The 18,095-nt window shown below is 58.9% G+C and carries 17 protein-coding genes; 7 read left to right on the top strand and 10 right to left on the bottom strand.

The window, feature by feature from the left end; translation table 11 throughout:
- The first annotated feature begins 92 nt into the window (after positions 1 to 92).
- A complete protein-coding gene (locus KF767_02655; protein MBX3016764.1) occupies positions 93 to 1,079 on the top strand; it encodes an HNH endonuclease in 987 nt (328 codons plus the stop codon).
- Here KF767_02655 and KF767_02650 read toward each other — a convergent pair.
- Both KF767_02650 and KF767_02645 read right to left on the bottom strand, forming a co-directional pair.
- Positions 1,076 to 1,840 carry a hypothetical protein gene (locus tag KF767_02650; protein ID MBX3016763.1) on the bottom strand — a complete coding sequence of 255 codons (765 nt, stop codon included), beginning with the start codon at positions 1,838 to 1,840 and terminating at the stop codon, positions 1,076 to 1,078. The two genes, KF767_02655 and KF767_02650, sit on opposite strands and share 4 nt — an antisense overlap.
- Positions 1,840 to 2,823 (bottom strand): hypothetical protein, encoded by a 984-nt coding sequence (locus tag KF767_02645; GenBank protein MBX3016762.1) that lies wholly within the window; start codon positions 2,821 to 2,823, stop codon positions 1,840 to 1,842. The genes KF767_02650 and KF767_02645 overlap by 1 nt, the downstream gene beginning before the upstream one ends.
- 269 nt (positions 2,824 to 3,092) lie before the next feature.
- On the opposite strand from KF767_02645, the gene KF767_02640 reads away from it, so the two are divergent.
- The 5 genes from KF767_02640 to KF767_02620 all read left to right on the top strand — a co-directional run bounded on the left by KF767_02640 (position 3,093) and on the right by KF767_02620 (position 9,333).
- Positions 3,093 to 3,641, top strand: a complete 549-nt coding sequence (locus KF767_02640) for a hypothetical protein (GenBank protein MBX3016761.1) — start codon at positions 3,093 to 3,095, stop codon at positions 3,639 to 3,641.
- A 157-nt stretch (positions 3,642 to 3,798) separates the two neighbouring features.
- The gene (locus KF767_02635) at positions 3,799 to 5,856 is read left to right on the top strand and encodes a M3 family metallopeptidase (GenBank protein ID MBX3016760.1); all 2,058 of its coding nucleotides are present in this window, start codon (positions 3,799 to 3,801) and stop codon (positions 5,854 to 5,856) included.
- Positions 5,856 to 6,797: an NAD(+)/NADH kinase gene (locus tag KF767_02630; protein ID MBX3016759.1), complete on the top strand. Its 942-nt coding sequence runs from the start codon at positions 5,856 to 5,858 to the stop codon at positions 6,795 to 6,797. The genes KF767_02635 and KF767_02630 overlap by 1 nt, the downstream gene beginning before the upstream one ends.
- Positions 6,798 to 6,836: 39 nt before the next feature.
- Positions 6,837 to 8,519 carry a DNA repair protein RecN gene (gene recN, locus KF767_02625; GenBank protein ID MBX3016758.1) on the top strand — a complete coding sequence of 561 codons (1,683 nt, stop codon included), beginning with the start codon at positions 6,837 to 6,839 and terminating at the stop codon, positions 8,517 to 8,519.
- A 103-nt stretch (positions 8,520 to 8,622) separates the two neighbouring features.
- On the top strand, positions 8,623 to 9,333 hold the full coding sequence (locus KF767_02620) for a hypothetical protein (protein ID MBX3016757.1): 711 nt from the start codon (positions 8,623 to 8,625) through the stop codon (positions 9,331 to 9,333).
- A 105-nt stretch (positions 9,334 to 9,438) separates the two neighbouring features.
- Here the strand turns inward: KF767_02620 and KF767_02615 are convergent, their stop codons facing one another.
- The 6 genes from KF767_02615 to murB all read right to left on the bottom strand — a co-directional run bounded on the left by KF767_02615 (position 9,439) and on the right by murB (position 15,882).
- Positions 9,439 to 10,335 carry a GntR family transcriptional regulator gene (locus KF767_02615; GenBank protein ID MBX3016756.1) on the bottom strand — a complete coding sequence of 299 codons (897 nt, stop codon included), beginning with the start codon at positions 10,333 to 10,335 and terminating at the stop codon, positions 9,439 to 9,441.
- An 85-nt stretch (positions 10,336 to 10,420) separates the two neighbouring features.
- Positions 10,421 to 11,191, bottom strand: coding sequence for a UDP-2,3-diacylglucosamine diphosphatase (locus KF767_02610; protein ID MBX3016755.1), 771 nt, complete (start codon positions 11,189 to 11,191; stop codon positions 10,421 to 10,423).
- 11 nt (positions 11,192 to 11,202) lie between these two features.
- Positions 11,203 to 12,807: a cell division protein FtsZ gene (gene ftsZ / locus KF767_02605; GenBank protein ID MBX3016754.1), complete on the bottom strand. Its 1,605-nt coding sequence runs from the start codon at positions 12,805 to 12,807 to the stop codon at positions 11,203 to 11,205.
- A gap of 75 nt (positions 12,808 to 12,882) precedes the next feature.
- Positions 12,883 to 14,145, bottom strand: coding sequence for a cell division protein FtsA (gene ftsA, locus KF767_02600; protein ID MBX3016753.1), 1,263 nt, complete (start codon positions 14,143 to 14,145; stop codon positions 12,883 to 12,885).
- Positions 14,146 to 14,183: 38 nt separating this feature from the next.
- On the bottom strand, positions 14,184 to 14,945 hold the full coding sequence (locus KF767_02595; GenBank protein ID MBX3016752.1) for an FtsQ-type POTRA domain-containing protein: 762 nt from the start codon (positions 14,943 to 14,945) through the stop codon (positions 14,184 to 14,186).
- Entirely contained in the window at positions 14,935 to 15,882 is a 948-nt protein-coding gene (gene murB / locus KF767_02590; GenBank protein MBX3016751.1) for a UDP-N-acetylmuramate dehydrogenase, read from the bottom strand. The genes KF767_02595 and murB overlap by 11 nt, the downstream gene beginning before the upstream one ends.
- 100 nt (positions 15,883 to 15,982) lie before the next feature.
- On the opposite strand from murB, the gene KF767_02585 reads away from it, so the two are divergent.
- Positions 15,983 to 16,315, top strand: coding sequence for a hypothetical protein (locus tag KF767_02585; GenBank protein ID MBX3016750.1), 333 nt, complete (start codon positions 15,983 to 15,985; stop codon positions 16,313 to 16,315).
- 57 nt (positions 16,316 to 16,372) lie between these two features.
- Here the strand turns inward: KF767_02585 and KF767_02580 are convergent, their stop codons facing one another.
- Both KF767_02580 and KF767_02575 read right to left on the bottom strand, forming a co-directional pair.
- Positions 16,373 to 16,969, bottom strand: coding sequence for a hypothetical protein (locus KF767_02580; GenBank protein ID MBX3016749.1), 597 nt, complete (start codon positions 16,967 to 16,969; stop codon positions 16,373 to 16,375).
- A 148-nt stretch (positions 16,970 to 17,117) separates the two neighbouring features.
- The gene (locus KF767_02575; GenBank protein MBX3016748.1) at positions 17,118 to 17,972 is read right to left on the bottom strand and encodes a hypothetical protein; all 855 of its coding nucleotides are present in this window, start codon (positions 17,970 to 17,972) and stop codon (positions 17,118 to 17,120) included.
- Positions 17,973 to 18,095: the final 123 nt, after the last annotated feature.

The following is an 18,095-nucleotide window of genomic DNA, read 5'->3' as shown; positions in this document are numbered from 1 at the left end:
CGAAAAGCCTCCACCAGAGAGACAAACCGCAAAAACAGGATTCCAAAACCCATGTTACTCTGCGCTCGTTCCCGCTGCGAAAGGACGAAATCATGGCTCTGCAGCCCCTCACCGACGCCTCCCTTCTCCAACGCTTCGACAAACTCGTGCGGACCGAGCGGAAGATCACGCATCTCGTGCTCCAATGCATCGCCGAGATCGACCGGCGCAAACTCTATCTCGACAAAGCCTATCCCAACCTTTTCGAATACCTCACCCAAGCTTACGGCTACTCGGCCGGAGCCGCCCAACGCCGGATTTCGGCTGCGCGATTTCTCATTGAAGTTCCGACCGTCGCGCGAAAAATAGAGCAAGGTCAGATCCATCTTTCGCAGATCTCGCTACTCGCCCAAACGATCAAAATCGCCGAGAAGAAATTCGCCACGAAGATGGACTCCGAAACGAAACTGGAGCTGCTCGAAAAGCTGGAGAACCAAAACGTCTTCGAAACCCAGCGGATTCTGGCCGAGGAACTCAAAGTCGAAGTGAAAGCTCCCGAGCGAACGCAGGTCCACGCCGATGGATCGGTGACCCTCTCGCTCACCTTCACGCCCGAGCAATACGCCGACTGGCGGCGGGCGGAAGAACTCGCGGTCCACGCCGTCAGCTCTCGGCACGCGTCCGCGCTCGCGCACTACCTCGCGAAACAGGAAATCCGCCGTCGCACCGAGATTCATCGTCCCGCTCGCACATCGGTTTCGCGGACAAGCCCGGCAAAATTCACAAACGAGGTTCGCGGTAACAAGTTCGATCTCACTTCCGATGCGGAAGTGAATGGGGCCCCCGCAATCGCGTCGCGAAAGAACGCCTCCCGCAACCCACGGCAGATTCCTCCGAATCAACGAAAAGCGCTGCTACGAAACGCGGCCTGTGGGTATCGGGACGCGCGCACGGGAAAAGCCTGTGGCTCACGCCGCTATCTGCAAATTGATCACATCCGCCCCGTCAGCGGCGGCGGCTCACGTTCGCCCGAGAATCTTCAAGTTCTTTGTGGCGCGCACAATCGGCATCGGTGGTCAGCATCCCGCCAAGGATTCTAAAGCCAGAACCGCAGGTGCAACGAGGCGAAATAGCCCGACAGATCCAGCGCACGATTGCCGCCGGTGTTATTGAGGGCGCTGGAGCCCTTCGTGACCGCGCCTTGGAAGTTCGTCACGTCCACGTTGTGCGAAAGACCGTCGAGTTTCAGGTAACGGTAACCGGCATCGAGCACAATGGTCGTCGTGTCGAAGGCGTTGTACTCCCAACCGAGGGCGTACTCTTGCAGGGCCGCGCTGCCCTTCACTTCCTCCCGGAAATTCGCCAGCGAGTAGGCCGCTTGTCCCGCCGCCGTGAAGCCGTAAGAGTTCTGAACGGTGACATTCGCCATGCCGTAGCTCGCATTCAAAAAAATGCGCGCGCTCGGCCACTGCTTGATGTTGATATCCACGCCCAACCGCGGGACGTAACCCGACACATCGGTATCCACCGTGAAGAGTTCGGTCCCCGACGCGTTCGTCGCCAAGATGCCCTTCTCGGCCCGGGGACGGATCACCTCGAAGCCGAAGCGGAGCGAAACCTCTTTGATCGCCCACACGAAACCGAACTCGTAGTTCGCGATGAACGGCAAATCGCCGCTAAACTCATTGCCGGTCCCGCTGGACTCGGCGAACGAAGACTTTTTCAGATTGGAAACTTGGTAACCGCCACGCAGATAAGGCGCGAAGCTTTCATTGATCAGATTGAGCTGGCGCGCGTGGGCCGGTAAAACGCCCAACACCAACGCGAAACCGCAGACCCAACCCAACAACCCCGCCTTCATCAGCGATTCGCCTTCGGGGACAAAACGGATTCAGCGGCCGCGCGATCGGCGTCGGTCAAACCCTCCGGCTGACGCGCGTTCTTCTTCGGCGGAAGCGCCTTGGCGGGCGCAACCGGTGCGCTATCGAAAAAGCCATTCGATACCGGCGCTGTTTTCAGAGCGGGAGCCTGACGAGCCGGAGCCTCACGCAACGAGGCCGCAGCCCGATCCGCCGTCGCCTTCCGCGCTGCGGGAACCACTGTCGCCTTCGCGCCCGGAGTGGCCGTTCTCGTCCGCGCCGCAGGAGCCGCTGTGGTTTGCGCGGCAGGTGCCGCGATGCGATTCGCGGGCGCCGTCGCGGGAGCACGTTGACGTGAGCCCACACCGGGTGCGGTTCGCGAGGCCGCCGCACGAACGCCCGGCTCGGGAGCCGCGCGCAGACGACTTGCTTGCTGCTGCTGACGACGCGCGAGGGCCGCGCGCGCTTGGGGCGTGTCCGGCGCAAAGTCGATCACGATCTTGCCGGTCGACTCGGGATTCGTGACTCGCGCCACGCGCGCCTGCACGGGCTGCTTCAACTGAAACACCATCGTCAAGCTTTGCAGATTGCGATCGAAACCCACCTGCGCGCTGCGAACGTAATTGGATTTTTGCAGGCGCTTCAAAATCTCTTTTTCCGGCAAGCGCGAAGCGTAGGTCTGCGGAAGCTCCAGCACGAGACGTGCGGGATTTTGCTGAAGCTCGGCGTGGTAGTAGCCAACGAGTCCCTTCGCGTCCTTCAAATCCGAGCTCCCGAAGTCGAGAACCACGCGCTCCATCTTTCCGCTCTTCGAGGCCGAATGGCGGACATCCATCAACGCCAAGGCCTGTCCGGACTTTCCGCCCTGAGTGGACGAGTTCCCGATCAGGATCCGCGACGGATTCACCTGCGCTTTGGGAATCGCGGCCGAAGCCCACGAACAACATCCCAACACGACTCCGAGGCTTAATAGTGTGATCCGCATCTCTTCCCCCTTCGGCGGCGCGACACTGCGCGCCAATCATCCGACACAATGAGCCTCCATTTTGGTCAGTGGGCCCAATTGAAGTCAATTTTGATGCAGCCCGCAGAGGCCGCTTCCGTCGGGAACTGGACGTGCCCCAATTGAGTCGCCAGTGACGATTTTGGTCGCTGTCCAAAGTGTGGACTGCAATAGGTTCACCCTGAGCCCCTCTTCTTCGAGGCATCAAATTTGATAATTCTGAGAATGGATTGTCATGTGAAGGAGCGCGTATGAAGCAGGCTTTGATGTGGAGCATTTTCGCCGTTCTGTTTGGCCTCGCGGCCTGCCAGAAATCGGACTCCGGAGGCAACGCCCCGGCGCCCGCCGCCGCGCCCGTGCCCACCACTTACGCGACGACGCCGCAGCCTTGTAACGCCCAGTTGCTGGTTCCCGGCTGCATTCCGCAGAATCAATATCCCGGTCAATATCCCCAAGGCTGGTACTGGCCCTACCAATGGCAACCCCAGCAGGATTATTGCGGTTGCCCCTACGGCTTTACCCCCGTTTTCAACGGCCAGAGCGTCGCCTGCGCCCCCACGAATCAATTCTTCGTTCAGCAGCCCGTCGTCTATTTCAACTGGGGCATGAATGGCCCCGCGCAGAACACGCAGTGGGTGAACATTCCGCAAAATCAGTATGCCGGCACCCAGATCGCTTCGCAGTGTCTGAACCAAACGGCTCAAGGCTGCGACGTCCGCATGAATAACTGCCCCTCGGGTCAGCTCTGCCGCCCCACCAGCGGCGGTTCGACCATCGGTCTGTGTGTTCGTGGCCCCTGATCGGGGTCCGTACGTCCGCCGCCCCCTGAGCGCGGCGGCCCTTCCATCCGCGCTCCGGACCGCCCCCAGCGCCGCCGCGGTCGCGGATTTCCGCGTTCCGGACTCGGCGTCCCCAACCTTGCTACTCCCCTGATTTATGTCCATAGTGTTTGGCACTATGAGCACAAAGCAAAATCCCTTTCTGACGTTTTTCTCGACCGGCACTTTCGGAACTCCCGACCAGGCGTTCCCGTTCGACCAGCTGGATGTCACCCACTTCATGCCCGCCCTCGATGAGGCGTTGAAAATCTCGCGCGCGAATCTGCAAAAGATCCGCGAAAACACCGCGCCCGCGAATTTCGAAAACACCCTGCTCGCGCTCGAGACCTTCTCAGAGCCCGCCGAGCTTGTGACCGGCATCTACTTCAACCTCTTCAGCTCGGAAGCGTCCGAGGCGCTGCAAGCCCTGGCGAAGGACATCTCGCCGGTGATGGCCGCATTCCAAAGCGAAGTGAATCTCGATCCCGTGATTTTCCAGCGCGTGAAAGAGGTCTACGACAACCGCGAAAAACTGAATTTGAACGCCGAGCAAAAACGCCTCGTCGAGCATTCGTTCAAAAATTTCGCGCGCAACGGGGCGCTGCTCGCCGCCGACAAAAAAGAAAAACTCAAAGCCATCGACCAAGAGCTTTCGGTCCTCAGCCCGAAGTTCTCGGAAAACCTGCTCAAGGCGACGAACGCCTTCGAACTCTGGATCACCGACGCCGCCGACCTGAAGGGTCTTCCCGAAGGCGCGATCGAGGCCGCAGCGATGGAGGCGGAACGCAAAGGCAAGAAAGGCCAATGGCTGATCACCTTGCAAATCCCCTCGTACCTGCCCGCGATGGAGTATCTCGATAAACGCGAAATCCGCGAAAAGCTCTGGCGCGCCTACAACTCGAAGTCGTTCCAGGACTCTTTCGACAACCAAGCCACCGTCATGAAAACGGTCGAGCTGCGCGACGCCCGCGCGAAACTTCTGGGCTACAAAACCCACGCGGCCTTCGTTCTGGAAGAGCGCATGGCGGAAACCCCCGAGCAGGTCTTCGGCTTCCTCGAAAAGCTCTACGCGCCTTCGCGCAAAGCGGCCGATCAGGACATCAAAGAGCTGCGCGAGTTCCGTAAAGCCAAAGAAGGCACCGACGAAATCATGCCTTGGGATTTCAACTACTACTCGGAAAAACTCAAAGCCGAGAAGTACCACTTCAACGCCGAAGATCTGCGCCCCTACTTCAAACTCGAAAACGTCGTCGCCGGCGTCTTCGAACACGCGCGCCGTCTGTACGGTTTGAAGTTCGAGAAGCGCACGGACATCCCCGTCTATCACCCCGAAGTCACAACCTTCCAGGTGACCGACGAGAAGACCGGCGAAAACATCGGCTTCTTCTACCAGGACTTCTTCCCGCGCGAGACCAAACGCGGCGGCGCCTGGATGACGACCTTCCGTGACCAGGGCTTCTTCCAGGGCGCGATCCGCCGCCCGCATGTGTCCATCGTGTGCAACTTCACGAAGCCCACCGCGACAAAACCGTCGCTCCTGAGCTACGACGAAGTGCAGACGCTCTTCCACGAGTTCGGCCACGCGTTGCACGGCCTGCTGTCGAAGTGCACGTACCGCTCGCTGGGCGGCACGAACGTCTACTGGGATTTCGTGGAGCTGCCCTCGCAGATCATGGAAAACTGGACGAAGGAAAAAGAAGGTCTGGATCTGTTCGCGAAACACTACGAGACCGGCGCGCCGATCCCCGCGGACCTGATCCAAAAAATGATCCGTGCGGATAAATTCCAAGCGGGTTACTTCTCGCTGCGCCAGCTGAACTTCGCGTTCCTGGACATGAACTGGCATACGGCCGAGCCGTCGTCGATCAAAGACGTCGCCGCGTTCGAAGCCCAGGCCACCGCGAAAACGCAGATCTTCCCGAAAGTGGAAGGCACGAACTCATCGTGCTCGTTCGGTCACATCTTCGCGGGCGGTTACTCGGCGGGATACTACTCGTACAAGTGGGCGGAAGTTCTGGACGCGGACGCGTTCGAGTTCTTCAAAGAAAAAGGCCTCTTCAACGCCGAGGTCGCGACCAAGTTCCGCGACAACATCCTGAGCCGTGGCGGCACCGTGCACCCGATGGAACTCTACAAGAGCTTCCGCGGACGCGAGCCCGATCCGGACGCGCTTCTGCGCCGGGATGGTCTGTCGTAATGACCAAGAAGAAAGCCGCGACGAAAAAGAGGAAGGACCGGCCGCTGTCGTTCAAAGGAACGCCCGCGATCGCCATCGTCTACCGTCTGGAAACCGCAAGCGCCTCGACGCTTGCGGAAGCCTTGACCCAATGGCTGAAGGACCGCGGACACAAAGTGTTCACCGCTCCCGAACAAAAACCCGTTCCCGGCACCCGCGCGATGCGTTCGCGCACGGAGCTGCGCAAAGTGGGACTCATCGTCGTCCTCGGCGGCGATGGGACTTACCTGCGCGCCGTCCGGATGCTGGAAGGCCATCCCGTTCCGATTCTCGGAGTGAACCTGGGTTCGCTCGGCTTTTTAACGCCCACCCGCGCCGACGAGGTTTTTGCAGCCGTCGACTATACGCTGAAGAACAAGATGGAGCTCACGCCCCGGGCGATGCTTGAAGTGGAATGCGGCAAAGGAAGTAAAAAGAGCCGGATCCTCGCGCTCAACGACATCGTGATCGAGCGGGGCCGCAAGTCCCAGCTGATCACGCTGTCCATGCAGTGCGGGGCCGACTTCGTGTCGGAAGTGAAGGCGGACGGTCTGATCATCGCGAGCCCCACGGGTTCGACGGCCTATAACCTCGCGGCGGGTGGACCGCTACTGCATCCGTCGGTCAACGGGATTGTCGTCACACCGATCGCGCCCCACAGTTTGACCAGCCGACCGCTCATCATGCCGACCGACGAAGAGCTCGTCTTCCGCATCGTCGGCAAACCGCTGGGACTGCGCCCGCAGACGAACCTGGATCAAGTGGCCCAGGTGGTGGTGGACGGTCAGTTCTTCGGCGATATCGGGGTCGATGACGAGATTCGCGTTCGCCGCACCCCGGTCGATCACTGGATGGTGCAAGATCCGCAAAGGAATTTCTTTTTCCTGCTGCGGGATAAGTTAAAGTTTGGAGACCGCTCCTAAATCAGGAGCGGCAAAGCGCACGACGAGGGGGAAACGCCGATGCTTCAAGAACTGAAAGTCAGTCACTTCGCAATCATCGACAACATCCATATTCAGTTCGGCAAAGGCCTGAACATCCTGTCCGGTGAAACCGGCGCGGGAAAGTCCATCCTGCTGAAGTCGCTGGGCCTCCTCATGGGCGCGAAGGGTTCGGTCGAATCCATCCGCGCGGGCCACGATCAAGCGTCCATCGAAGGCTGCTTCGATCTGTCGGATCGCCCCGATCTGGCGCAACGTTTGGAAGCCCTGGGCATTCCCACGGACGACGATCAGCTGATCGTTCGCCGCGTGATCAGCGAGGGAAAATCCCGCGTCTACCTGAATGGCTCACTTTCGCCGCTGAACACCTTGCGCGACCTGGTTTCGCCTTTGATCGAAGTCGCGGGCCAAGCGGCGCCGCTGATCGAAATGACGGGGCAATTCGACAACCGTCACCTGCTTTCGAAATCCTACCAGCTCGACCTGCTGGATCAGTACGTCGGCGTCTGGGATGCGCGCACCCAATACGCCAAGGGCTATACGCAGTGGCAGGCCCTGCAAGAAGAGATCGAAGAGTTCCGTCGCACGTCCGCCGAAAAGGCGCAGCGTCTGGACTTCCTCCGTTTCCAGCGCGATGAAATCGCGGCGCTGGACCTGAATCCCGGTGAAGACGTCGAAATCGAAGGCGAACTCAAACTTCTGAAGGGCGCGGCAAAGCTCGTGAACTTCGTGAATTGGGCCGAGGAAAACCTCGATGGTCCCGAAGATTCGTCGATTCAACGTTTGCAATCGGTCATCCAGAAGGCGCAAGAGCTGAACAACGTCGACCCCGCCATGACGGGACGGATGGAAAGCCTGATCCAAGCGAAGGCCCTGATCGAAGACGGTCTGTTCGAGCTGCGCGCGGGCGTCTCGAAACTCGAAGCCGATGCGGGCCGTCTGGACGAGCTCGAAGGCCGCCTGAGCCAAATCCGCAAACTGCAAAAAAAGCACGGCCCGACCGTCGACGATATCCTGCGCTCGCTCATCGAGATGGAAACCGAACTCGGCCAGCTCGAAAACTCGGACGCGCATTTGAAAGACCTCGAAACCAAGGCCCTGAAAATGGAAAAAGATCTGCGCGCGCAGGCCGGCGAGCTTTCGAAGCGTCGTAACGGCGGCTCGCAGGTGCTCGCGAACTCCGTGAACGAAGAGCTGAAGGACCTCAACATGAAGGGCGTGCAGCTTTTCGTCGAAACCACGAAGCTCGATCGCCTGACCCCGACGGGCATGGACGAAGTGGAGTTCCAAACGCAGACCTCGAAGAGCGATCCCAAACGACCGCTGGCGAAGGTCGCCTCGGGCGGTGAATTGAGCCGTATTCTGCTGTCGCTCAAAACCGTGATGGGCGCGGGACGCTTCCCGCGCACCTACCTCTTTGACGAAGTGGACACGGGAGTTTCGGGTGAAACCGCCGAAAAGGTCGGCCGCAAGCTCAAGTCGATCGGCAAAGGCCAGCAGGTCATCTGCGTGACGCATTTGCCGCAGGTGGCGGCCGCGGGCGACAACCATTTCTCGATCCAGAAAAATCCGGGACGCGAGTCCGTGTCGATGGAAGTGAAGAAGCTTTTGAAAAAGGACCGCGTGCAAGAAATCGCTCGTCTTATTTCCGGTGAAAAGATCACCAAGACGTCGCTCGCGCACGCCGAAGAGCTTCTGAAATAGAAGTTCCCCACGATGGTCCGGGGTTAGCTCCGAATCCAGACCATCGTCGGGTTGTCATCGGGTGTGACCTCCGTCATCCTAAGTGAGCGACAGGAGGTCCAATATGGTGCGTACGGCACTGATTTTCTTCGCCACGGTGGTGGCGTTCGTTCTTATGGCTTATCAACCCGCGATGGCTCAACGCCGCGGCAGCATGAGCTCGGGCTCGCATCAGTTCGGCGGCGGCGTCGCGATGATCAGTCCCGCTCAGGACGACATCAACAGCTGGATCGGCGGCTTGGGCGTCGTCGGTACCAAAGAGATGGGCGCCGGCTACGAGGTGTTCTTCAACTACGAATACCGCTTTGACCGCACGATCTACGCCCTGCACTTCCGTCCCTCTTACGTCATGCAGTCGGCTTCGGGCGGCGGTGTCGAAGCGAAGATGACGGCTTTCACCTTCTTCCCGATGCTGCGTCTGTATCCTTTGGAAAACGACTTCATCCGCTTCTTCTTCCAGGTCGGTCTCGGTTACGGAAGCATGAATCTGGCGCTCTCGAACAACACGGGCGGAAACGGAAACTACACCGGCGGAAACTTCGGCGCGCTGGGTGGCTTGGGCGCGTACTTCTGCATCACCGACTCGTCGTGCATCGTCGCGGAAGGCACCTTCCGTTACCTGCCCATGCAGCGCCTGACGGGCTCGGGAAATGGCCTGACCGGCGGCTCTTCGCGCATCACGCAAGAGAACGGCGAACTTGAAGTGAACGGCATGGACGTCGCGTCCACTCTCAGTGGCGTGGTCGGCTCGCTCGCTTACCAATACAATTTCTAGTTTCGACATCGGCGGGAACCCGCCGGCGCAAAGATTTTCGAAATCTCGGAAACTTAGATTTCAAATCCCGGCCACCCAATTCAAATGGTGCCGGGATTTTTTTATTCACTCGCCGTCGTCTTCATCGTCACCGGCGACCGCATCGCCCGCGGGGACGGCTCCCGGCACCAAGCGCACGCCTCCCTCTTCGACGAGGAGCCGGCGCGCCTTGTAGAGTCCGCCGAGCGCGATCTTGTACTTCTTCTTCGAAACGCCGAACAACTTGTAGATCTCTTCCGGCGAAGTCTTATCCGTGAGCGCGGCGAAACCCTGATTCTCTTCGAGGTATTTCAAAATTTTCGCCGAGGTCTCGTCGACCAGAACCTTGTTCGACCCCTTGCCGGTCGGGCGCAACGACAGATCGATCTTCCCGTCTTGCCGAACACGTTTCACGAACCCTTCGATCGATTGCCCGTACTGAAGGGGCTGATGCACTTCGTTCGCGAAGAGCAGCCCCTCGTACTTCCCGTCGACGACGGCCTTGTAACCCAAATCGGATTTGCCGAAGATCAAAAGTTTTACGGCCTGATCGGCGGGCATCTCGGGAACTTCGGCTTCGGTGAAATCCGAAACCTTCATCGAGGCCACCATACGGTCGCTGGAATCAATGCCGATGTAAACGACGACCTTGTCGCCGACTTTCAATTCACGATTTTGCTCGCGGAAAGGAAGAAATAAGTCTTTCTTCAAACCCCAATCCAGAAAAGCGCCGATCTTTTCGAGCCCGGCGACCCGAAGCACCGCGAACTCACCGGCCTGCGCGACGGGAAAAGTGGTCGTCGCCAATAAACGATCTTCGGAGTCCCGCGAGACGAAGACTTCCACTTCATCGCCGACCCCGGCGCCCTCGGGCACCTCGCCATTGGGAAGCAGGATGGGCCCGAGGTCACCCCCGTCAACTAAGACACCATTCGCGGTGACTTCCATAATCTCGAGAAATTGCCCAATGCCCAGAACTGCCATGGGCGGCAACCTACACCCAAACTCGCGCGACGTCATCCGCCGCCGAACCCATTGAAGTCTTTGCGGAAATGCGGACCTCGTCCAGCTACTCGAGCTCAACCCAGGTGAATTCGTGGTCGATGAACGAAAGCGCCACCGCCCCCTCGAACCAAGAGCCCAGATTGATCGACCGCACCTGCCGCGTCCCCCGGACCGGCCCCCCGATGACGTCCGCCTCGAACTCGAAATCGTCGCGAATGTGCATATGACCCGAAATGACGACGTCGAAAGGGGCCTCGGCGAAAGAGCGACGGGCGTGAATGCGGATCATGTCCCGCAGCTCGGCTTCCCGAGCCGCGCGGTCGCGGGCCGAATATTTACGGCTGGTTTTCGAAGCCCACTGGCCGATCCGATCCCAAACCGTGCCGGGCACGATGTCCGCGACCTTCTCCATGACGGGATGGCGATAGAAGCGCCGGTAGCGTAAGTACGCTTCATCGTTCAGGTTGATCAGATCTCCGTGTTCCAAGCGGAAGACTCGTCCATCCAACGGGAAGTATTTCGCCTCGGTCCAACACGGGATATTCAGCTCACGTTCGAAAAATTTCTCGATGTGGACGTCGTGATTCCCCTCGAAGAAATGGATTTCGACGCCCTTACGGCGAAGGCGCGCCAAAGTGTCGACGATGGGTTGGTAACGGCGCACGAAGACCTCGCTCCCACCCACCCACAGATCGAAGATGTCGCCCAATAAGAAAAGATGCGTGCAAGGACGCGCGCCTTCGGCCAGCGAAACTAAAAAACGGAGCAGGGTGATCCCGCTCCGTTCATTGATGTCTTTCAGATGGATATCCGAGACAAACCAGGCTGCGACCACGGTCCGCCCGACTACTGTTTAACGTTCGGATCGCCTTGGCGCTTCCGGATGAACGCCGGAACTTCCAAGTTCTGACCCGAGAAGGGCGAACTCAACACTTCGCGAGCCATGCGGCGCGCTTCTTCCAAAGTGGGTTGCTCTTGGCCTTCCATATTCATCGAAAGCTGCTCGGGCGAAGGATTGCGACGGTTCGCATCTTGTCCTTCACGAAAAGCTTTCGCCTTCGCGATCAGCTGGTCGCGTGCCGACTGCTGATCCAGCACCGGTGTCGACTCGTGCGGAGCGGTCGGAGCCGCGTAATGATCGTGAGCTTGCGGAGCCGGGGCTGCCGGTGCCGCGGGCATCGCCGCAGCTTGCTGAGCGTAAGGATCCATCTCGTTATTTTGCAGCGGGAACGACGCGGGAGCCGGGTTGTAAGACTCCGGCGGACGCTGCTGCTGCTGTTGGTACGACGCCGGCATCGCGGGCGGAGGCATCGGTTGCGGCTGTCCCAGACCCGAGAAGTTGATCTCGATATTCTGCGGGGGCGCGACGGGCGGCAAAGGCGGCAGCTCCATGCGGGGCATCTGCGGCATCGCCATGTTCATCGAGTTCGAGGGCTGCGCATTCAGAAAATCCTGCATGCTGGCCGAGGCGCTCGCCGAAGTTTGTTTGAACTCGGGATCTTGGAAGCCGGTCGCGATCACGGTCACGCGAACTTCGTCTTTCATCGAATCGTCGATCACCGCACCGAAGATGATTTCCGCATCTTCATGAGCCGCTTCGGTGATCAAAGTCGAAGCTTCGTTCACTTCGTACAGCGAAAGATCGGGGCCGCCGGTCACGTTGATGATGATGCCGGTCGCGCCGTCGATACGGATGTTCTCGAGCAGGGGCGAAGAGATCGCCGCCGTTGCCGCTTGCACCGCGCGGTTGTCGCCCTTGGCGTAACCGGTGCCCATCAGCGCCATGCCTTTCGCTTGCATGACGGTGCGGATGTCCGCGAAGTCCAAGTTGATCAGACCGCGGATATTGATGAGGTCCGAAATCCCCTTCACCGCTTGCAGCAGAACTTCGTCCGCTTTTTTGAAAGTTTCGGTCAGCGGAGTCCGATCACCCGAGATCGAGAGCAGTTTTTGGTTCGGGATGACGATCAGGGTGTCGACGTTCTCTTTGAGTTCTTGTAGACCCATGTCCGCGTGTTTGCCGCGACGTTTACCTTCGAAAGCGAAGGGGCGAGTGACGACCCCGATGGTCAGGGCGCCCAACTCACGTGCGATTTTCGCGACGATCGGCGCGCCACCGGTTCCGGTTCCGCCGCCCATGCCCGCGGTCACGAAGACCATGTCCGAGCCTTCAAGTTTTTCGACGATTTCGTTGTACGACTCGATCGCCGCGCGACGGCCGACGTCGGGGTTCGCACCCGCGCCAAGGCCCTTCGTCAAATCCAGGCCCAGCTGGATTTTCACGGTCGACTTGTTCGCGTTCAACGCTTGAATGTCCGTATTCGCAACGACGAATTCTACGCCGCTCATCGCGCCTTCGATCATCGTCGAAACCGCGTTCGATCCACCACCGCCGACGCCGACAACTTTAATGTTGGCACCGATGTGGACGTTTTCTTCGAGCTCAAACATGAGACCCCCTGTTGCCCGTCACGGCTTCGCCGTCGACGCGCGCACGCGGCCATTCCATGGTCGCGTGGCTAAAAATCAGAATAAACCGTCAAAAAACTCTTTCATCTTCAATGTCCATTTCGGAGCGTCTTCTTTCGCGCCCGTCACGCTGGACGACACCGAAACCGGAAAGGCCTCGGTGAAACGTTTTTTACTTTGTCCGAAGAGCAGAAGTCCCACGGCGGTCGAGAAGCTCGCCGCACGCACGATTTCCGTCAGGCCGCCGACTTTCACCGGGACTCCGCGACGCACGGGAATGTCGAAGACGAACTCCGCCATCTCGAGCATGCCCTCCAGCTGGCTCGCGCCACCGGTCAGCACGACTCCCGAACCCATTAGCGGCATCAATCCGCTCAGGCGAATATCTTGCTGGATGAGCTGGAGGGTTTCTTCGGCACGGGGCTCGAGAACTTCGACCAGATCGCGGCGCAGAACGCTGCGGGGCTTGCGGCCGCCGACGCCTTCGACTTCGATGCTTTCGTCACTGGAAACCATCGAAAGCATGGCCGCGCCGTACTTTTTCTTGAGTTCTTCCGCCGCCGACTGCGGGGTACGCAGACCGATCGCGACGTCGTGGCTGAAATGCTGCCCGCCGACCGGGATCAGCGACGTGTGCGCGACCGATCCGTTCACGAAATAAATCAGGTTGCAGCTGCCGCCCCCGATATCGACGACGCAAACGCCGAGGGCTTTTTCGTCCTCGGACAACGTCGCCATCGCCGCCGCGAGGGGCTCAAGCACGAGGCCCGCGCTTTTCAGTCCCGCTTTTTCCAAACACTTGGAGTTGTTCGCCAGCGCGGTTTGCGAACCGGTCACGATGTGAACGCTGGCTTCCAAACGGATACCCGACATCCCGATGGGGTCCAAGATCCCTTCGTGGCCGTCGACTTTGTATTCGCGGGGAATGACGTGCAAAACGGTGCGGTCGTTGGGGACCGCGACGGCCTTCGCCGCTTCGATCACGCGCTCGACATCCATCGAGGCGACTTCTTTGTTTTTGATCGCGACCATCCCCTTCGAATCGAAGGACTGGATGTGGCTCCCCGAGACGCCGAGCCAGACCTCTTGGATCTTGTAGCCCGACATCAATTCCGCTTCTTCACGTGCTTTTTTGATGGATTCGGTGGTCGCTTCGATGTTGACGACCATCCCTTGCCGCATTCCCGGGTTGGGGGCCGTGCCCACACCAACGATCTGCAGGGAATTCTGGTCGTTCACCGTACCGATAATGACGGTGACTTTCGTCGAACCGATGTCGAGGCCAGCGATGACCGGTGCACTCAGTTTAGTCATTCTCATCCTTAAGTCTTGAACAGGACTCATGTCCTGCTTAAAGGCTAAGGAGTCTTACGCAGCCTGACAACAACTTTCTTTGACAAGTCCGCGTCGATGACGCGAGCGCCTATTTGACGAGAATCAAGATATTCCATCACTTGTTTCACGCGCGAAATCTTTTTTTCGAAATCGCCGAAGCCCCAACGCACTTTCGTTGCGAACGGCATCACGAGAATCCAGTAACCTTCCTTCTCGTGAAATCCGACTTCCGAGACGCGATCAATCGAAAGCACACCTTGTCCCGGAAAAAGTGAAAGCAACCGCAACGCCTCTTTGATACGCGCGGGATCTTCATTCGTAATTTCACCCGAAAAGATCGGCAACGAAACGAAGTTCGTCATTTGTTCGGCCGACAAAGTCGTGCCGTCTTCGAGCACGGGAACGAGCGCCCCCTTCTTCGCGCGCGCGAGCGCCTTCAATTCTTTGGGATCGATCGAAAGAACCAAAGCATCCGGCCACGAACGCGAAAGACTGACCTCACGGACCCAAGGACGCGCCTTGATCTCACGCACGACTTCATCCATATCGAGCGACCAAAGATCGCGACCCTTCATCTTCAAAGCGTCTTTGCGCATGGATTGCCATTCCGATTGCAACCATGCGGGCATCATGACGCCTTCATTCAGGCTGATTTCGACGCTTTCGATCTTGAAAAAACCTTCGCGCTGTAAAATGAAAGGCGTCGCCACGACCAAACCGGCGACGGCCAACACGCCGAACGTTCGCAGGGCGATGATTTTCCATGACAAAGTTTTAGTGCTCATCCTTTTTCACTTCCCGTAGATTCAAAGTGGGATCCGACCAAGCGCCCATCAGGACGACTTCGGTTCGAAGCTCCACTTGCTTTTTTTCCTTCACCACGCGGCGCACGTTTTGGATGACCGACCAGATGTCGCGGGCTTTGGCGCCGCCCAGATTGACGATAAAATTGGCGTGCTTCAGCGACACCTGCGCTTGGCCGACCTGAAAACCCTTCAGCCCCGATTGATCGATCAGCTGCGCGGCCTTGTGGCCCACCGGATTCTGAAAAACCGAGCCGCAACTGGGCATGTCGAGCGGCTGTTTCTGCAATCGAATCTTATTCGCGTCACGCACCTGGGTCAGGATCGAAGCGTCCGGCTCGTTCGGCCAACCGATCCCCACACGCACGATGATGCCGGGCTGCCAACCGTCGGAATGACGATAGTTCCAACGCACGTCTTTGTGCTCATAGCGACGGATCGAGCCGTCGGGCTTCAACACTTCGAACCACTCCGTGATCTCGGTGAATTCACGCGGCTTGAACGACTCGGCCACTCCCGCATTCATCACGACGCCCCCGCCGGTATCGCCGGGGATTCCCGCCAAAAACAGCGCGGGCGCGAGTTTGTGTTTCAAAAAAATCTTCAAGAGTTCCGACTTGCCCGTCCCCGCCAGCGCGGTGATCCGCAAGCGACCGTCGCTTTCCGCGATTTCGGTCCCCGCCAGATTTTTCAGACAGATCGTCAGGCCCGAAAGCCCCTCATCGGACACCAGCACATTCGATCCACCGCTCAAAATGTGCACCGGGCAGTGCTGCGCCTCGGCCCACTTCTGCGCTTGCACCACTTCGTCCACCGTCCGCGGCAGACAAAAGAATTCGGCGCTGCCCCCCACCTGCCAGGTGTTGTAGGTGGACAGCTTCACGTCGCGCGCGATGGCCAAGGGACCAGAGGGGTTCATACCCAAAAGTGTCTCATGATAAGACGCCATCTTCAAAAGAACTGTCCCTCTAAAGAGGGCGTCTTGTCCTGGACGTCCGTCGCGGATACACTGGAAAGGAATGAAGAAACCTGCCGTTTTACGACTTGTCGTCATTTTTGGCATCATCGCCGGCGCCCTCAGTTTCCAAAACTGCGGGCCGACCTTCGTGACCGACGAGAACGGGCAGGTTCAATACTCACGCTTCGACAGCACGCAGTCTTCGGTCACCATTAGCGGCGCACCCTCGCGCGTGAAAAGCGACTTCCCGCCCACCACCGGTACGGGGCGCCCACTGCGCGGCCGTAAAGAGGTCGCCGGCTTCGCGACCGATATTTCCCAGTACAATAACTGCTACTCGGGCATCACCGACTGCGCGAACTACAACTTCGGCCTGACCTACCGCGAACGGTAGAAACGAAAACGGCCCCCTTCCGGGAGCCGTCCTCAGTCCTCAATTTCGAAATCCAGCTTAGAACCAGTATTTCACGACGCCGTTCGCGCTGAGCGCGTCGGGATCGCTGCCTTCAAGGATCAGATATTTCGCGTGCAGGCCGAGGGTCAGATAGTCTTTACGACCTTCCGACATCGACGAGAACCGGTAAACCGGCATATCGAAGCCGACCATGGGGGCGAAGCCCAACAGAACGCGATCGCTGTCGCCCACCGAACCGATGACGGGACCGATCCCCGCACCGACGTAGCTGCTTTTGATCACCGGAATCGTCCCGCCGAAGTTATAAGTTCCGCGGATCAACAAACGGGTCTGATCCACCTCGGTGTTGTTCGATCCCGCCAATTCCAAGCCGAAGCCGAAGGGAATGTAGGGCTGAAAGCCGATGTCCACACCGAAGTCCCCACCCGCACGACCGGAGCCATCCGGTTCGCTGAAGCCGATGATCGCACCGACGTGAGGTTTCAACTCATCGTCAATCGCGGGACCGCGCACGGCCGGCAAAGTTGAAGTCTGGGCGAACGCCGAGACCGAAAACAAAGCTGAAAGAACAGTTGCGACGGCTCCCGCCGCCAATGCAGATCCAAACCGACTCATCATTTTAGGCGTGTTCACACGACCTCCTTCTCTCCTGTCGTCCTCGTTGTGCAAGACGGACACCATAGGAAAAGGTCGGGTTTTCAACGGAATTGCTATGAGACTACGCAAACCTCACCGAGGTCCGGGGGAATTGCGCCACGAGTATAGGGAGAAAATCTCGGCCTCAGCGACGAAGCCAGGCACGCAAGATGTGACTGCGTCCCGTCTTCCACGAGTCGCGATACATCTCACCGATCAAGACGTGCCAGTTGTTCTTCCGTTCCGAACTCGCCCCCAAGACCGGAATCGTGAGTCCTTCTTTGCGTGCGTAAGTGGTCATCTGATCGCGCGTGACCGAAATGGGGCGACCGTAAGTGTAGGTGTACATCGCGGTCGCGGTCATCGCGGCCTGCACCTGACTGGCAGAGATGATCGACTCGGTACCGGTGCCGAACGTGCTGATCCGAATGGTGACGCCCTCGCGAAAGGCGAAGGCTTCGCCTTTGCCGTTCCCGCTCATGTCTTCCAGCACCACGCCCGTGACCGGGAACTGTCCGCCCGACTGGTGAAGGATTTGCCGATAGCCGCGGTTCATACAGGTCGTCAGGTTCTCGTTCAAACCTTGGCAAGCGTCCGCCAACCACTGGGTCAGACGGCGCGGCCCAGGATTCAACATCACGACCTCGGCCCTTTGCCCGCCCAGTCCGTACTTGCAACGAATCACGGGCAGATCGCCGTACAGCGGCCAGCTGCGGTCGTCACGACACTCGTCTTCCATATAACGTGAAGCCTTCAAACCGTTCGCGATAGAGCTCGCGAAGGCCTCACCCGTCGCATCAAGTTTCACGGCCGCATCCGACCAGTCATTCCCGCCCACCGGCGGAGGCTTCACGGGGTCTTCAGGCTCTTCCCCGGCGGGGTCGCGCAAACTGGCATTGTCGCCCGTCGCGTTTCGGTCTTCGATACTCATGGAATTTCCGCAACCGGCAAGCAAGGTCGTAAAGGCGGTCAGCAGAAAAAGGGTGATCCAAAGTCGCATGAAGCTTCATCGGGCGACTGGACCTACGTCTTGAATATCTGGACCTTCGTCGAAGTCGTGGACGCGACTCGTGAATGAAGGGTGATGGTCCTGACAAGGACCTCAACACTTCCGGCGAAACTC

The sequence above is a fragment of the Pseudobdellovibrionaceae bacterium genome, from assembly GCA_019637875.1.
GTDB lineage: Bacteria > Bdellovibrionota > Bdellovibrionia > Bdellovibrionales > Bdellovibrionaceae > JAHBUW01.
This window is presented reverse-complemented; position numbering and strand designations above follow the sequence as displayed.

Excerpts from the sequence above, each read along its gene's own strand:
- KF767_02630 (MBX3016759.1), top strand. The coding sequence starts at position 5,856 with ATGACCAAGAAGAAAGCCGCGACGAAAAAGAGGAAGGACCGGCCGCTG.
- murB (MBX3016751.1), bottom strand. The coding sequence starts at position 15,882 with ATGAACCCCTCTGGTCCCTTGGCCATCGCGCGCGACGTGAAGCTGTCC.
- KF767_02620 (MBX3016757.1), top strand. The coding sequence starts at position 8,623 with ATGGTGCGTACGGCACTGATTTTCTTCGCCACGGTGGTGGCGTTCGTT.
- KF767_02585 (MBX3016750.1), top strand. The coding sequence starts at position 15,983 with ATGAAGAAACCTGCCGTTTTACGACTTGTCGTCATTTTTGGCATCATC.
- KF767_02640 (MBX3016761.1), top strand. The coding sequence starts at position 3,093 with ATGAAGCAGGCTTTGATGTGGAGCATTTTCGCCGTTCTGTTTGGCCTC.
- recN (MBX3016758.1), top strand. The coding sequence starts at position 6,837 with ATGCTTCAAGAACTGAAAGTCAGTCACTTCGCAATCATCGACAACATC.
- KF767_02650 (MBX3016763.1), bottom strand. The coding sequence starts at position 1,840 with ATGAAGGCGGGGTTGTTGGGTTGGGTCTGCGGTTTCGCGTTGGTGTTG.
- ftsA (MBX3016753.1), bottom strand. The coding sequence starts at position 14,145 with ATGAGAATGACTAAACTGAGTGCACCGGTCATCGCTGGCCTCGACATC.
- KF767_02595 (MBX3016752.1), bottom strand. The coding sequence starts at position 14,945 with ATGAGCACTAAAACTTTGTCATGGAAAATCATCGCCCTGCGAACGTTC.
- KF767_02655 (MBX3016764.1), top strand. The coding sequence starts at position 93 with ATGGCTCTGCAGCCCCTCACCGACGCCTCCCTTCTCCAACGCTTCGAC.
- KF767_02635 (MBX3016760.1), top strand. The coding sequence starts at position 3,799 with ATGAGCACAAAGCAAAATCCCTTTCTGACGTTTTTCTCGACCGGCACT.
- KF767_02615 (MBX3016756.1), bottom strand. The coding sequence starts at position 10,335 with ATGGCAGTTCTGGGCATTGGGCAATTTCTCGAGATTATGGAAGTCACC.
- KF767_02645 (MBX3016762.1), bottom strand. The coding sequence starts at position 2,823 with ATGCGGATCACACTATTAAGCCTCGGAGTCGTGTTGGGATGTTGTTCG.
- KF767_02575 (MBX3016748.1), bottom strand. The coding sequence starts at position 17,972 with ATGCGACTTTGGATCACCCTTTTTCTGCTGACCGCCTTTACGACCTTG.
- ftsZ (MBX3016754.1), bottom strand. The coding sequence starts at position 12,807 with ATGTTTGAGCTCGAAGAAAACGTCCACATCGGTGCCAACATTAAAGTT.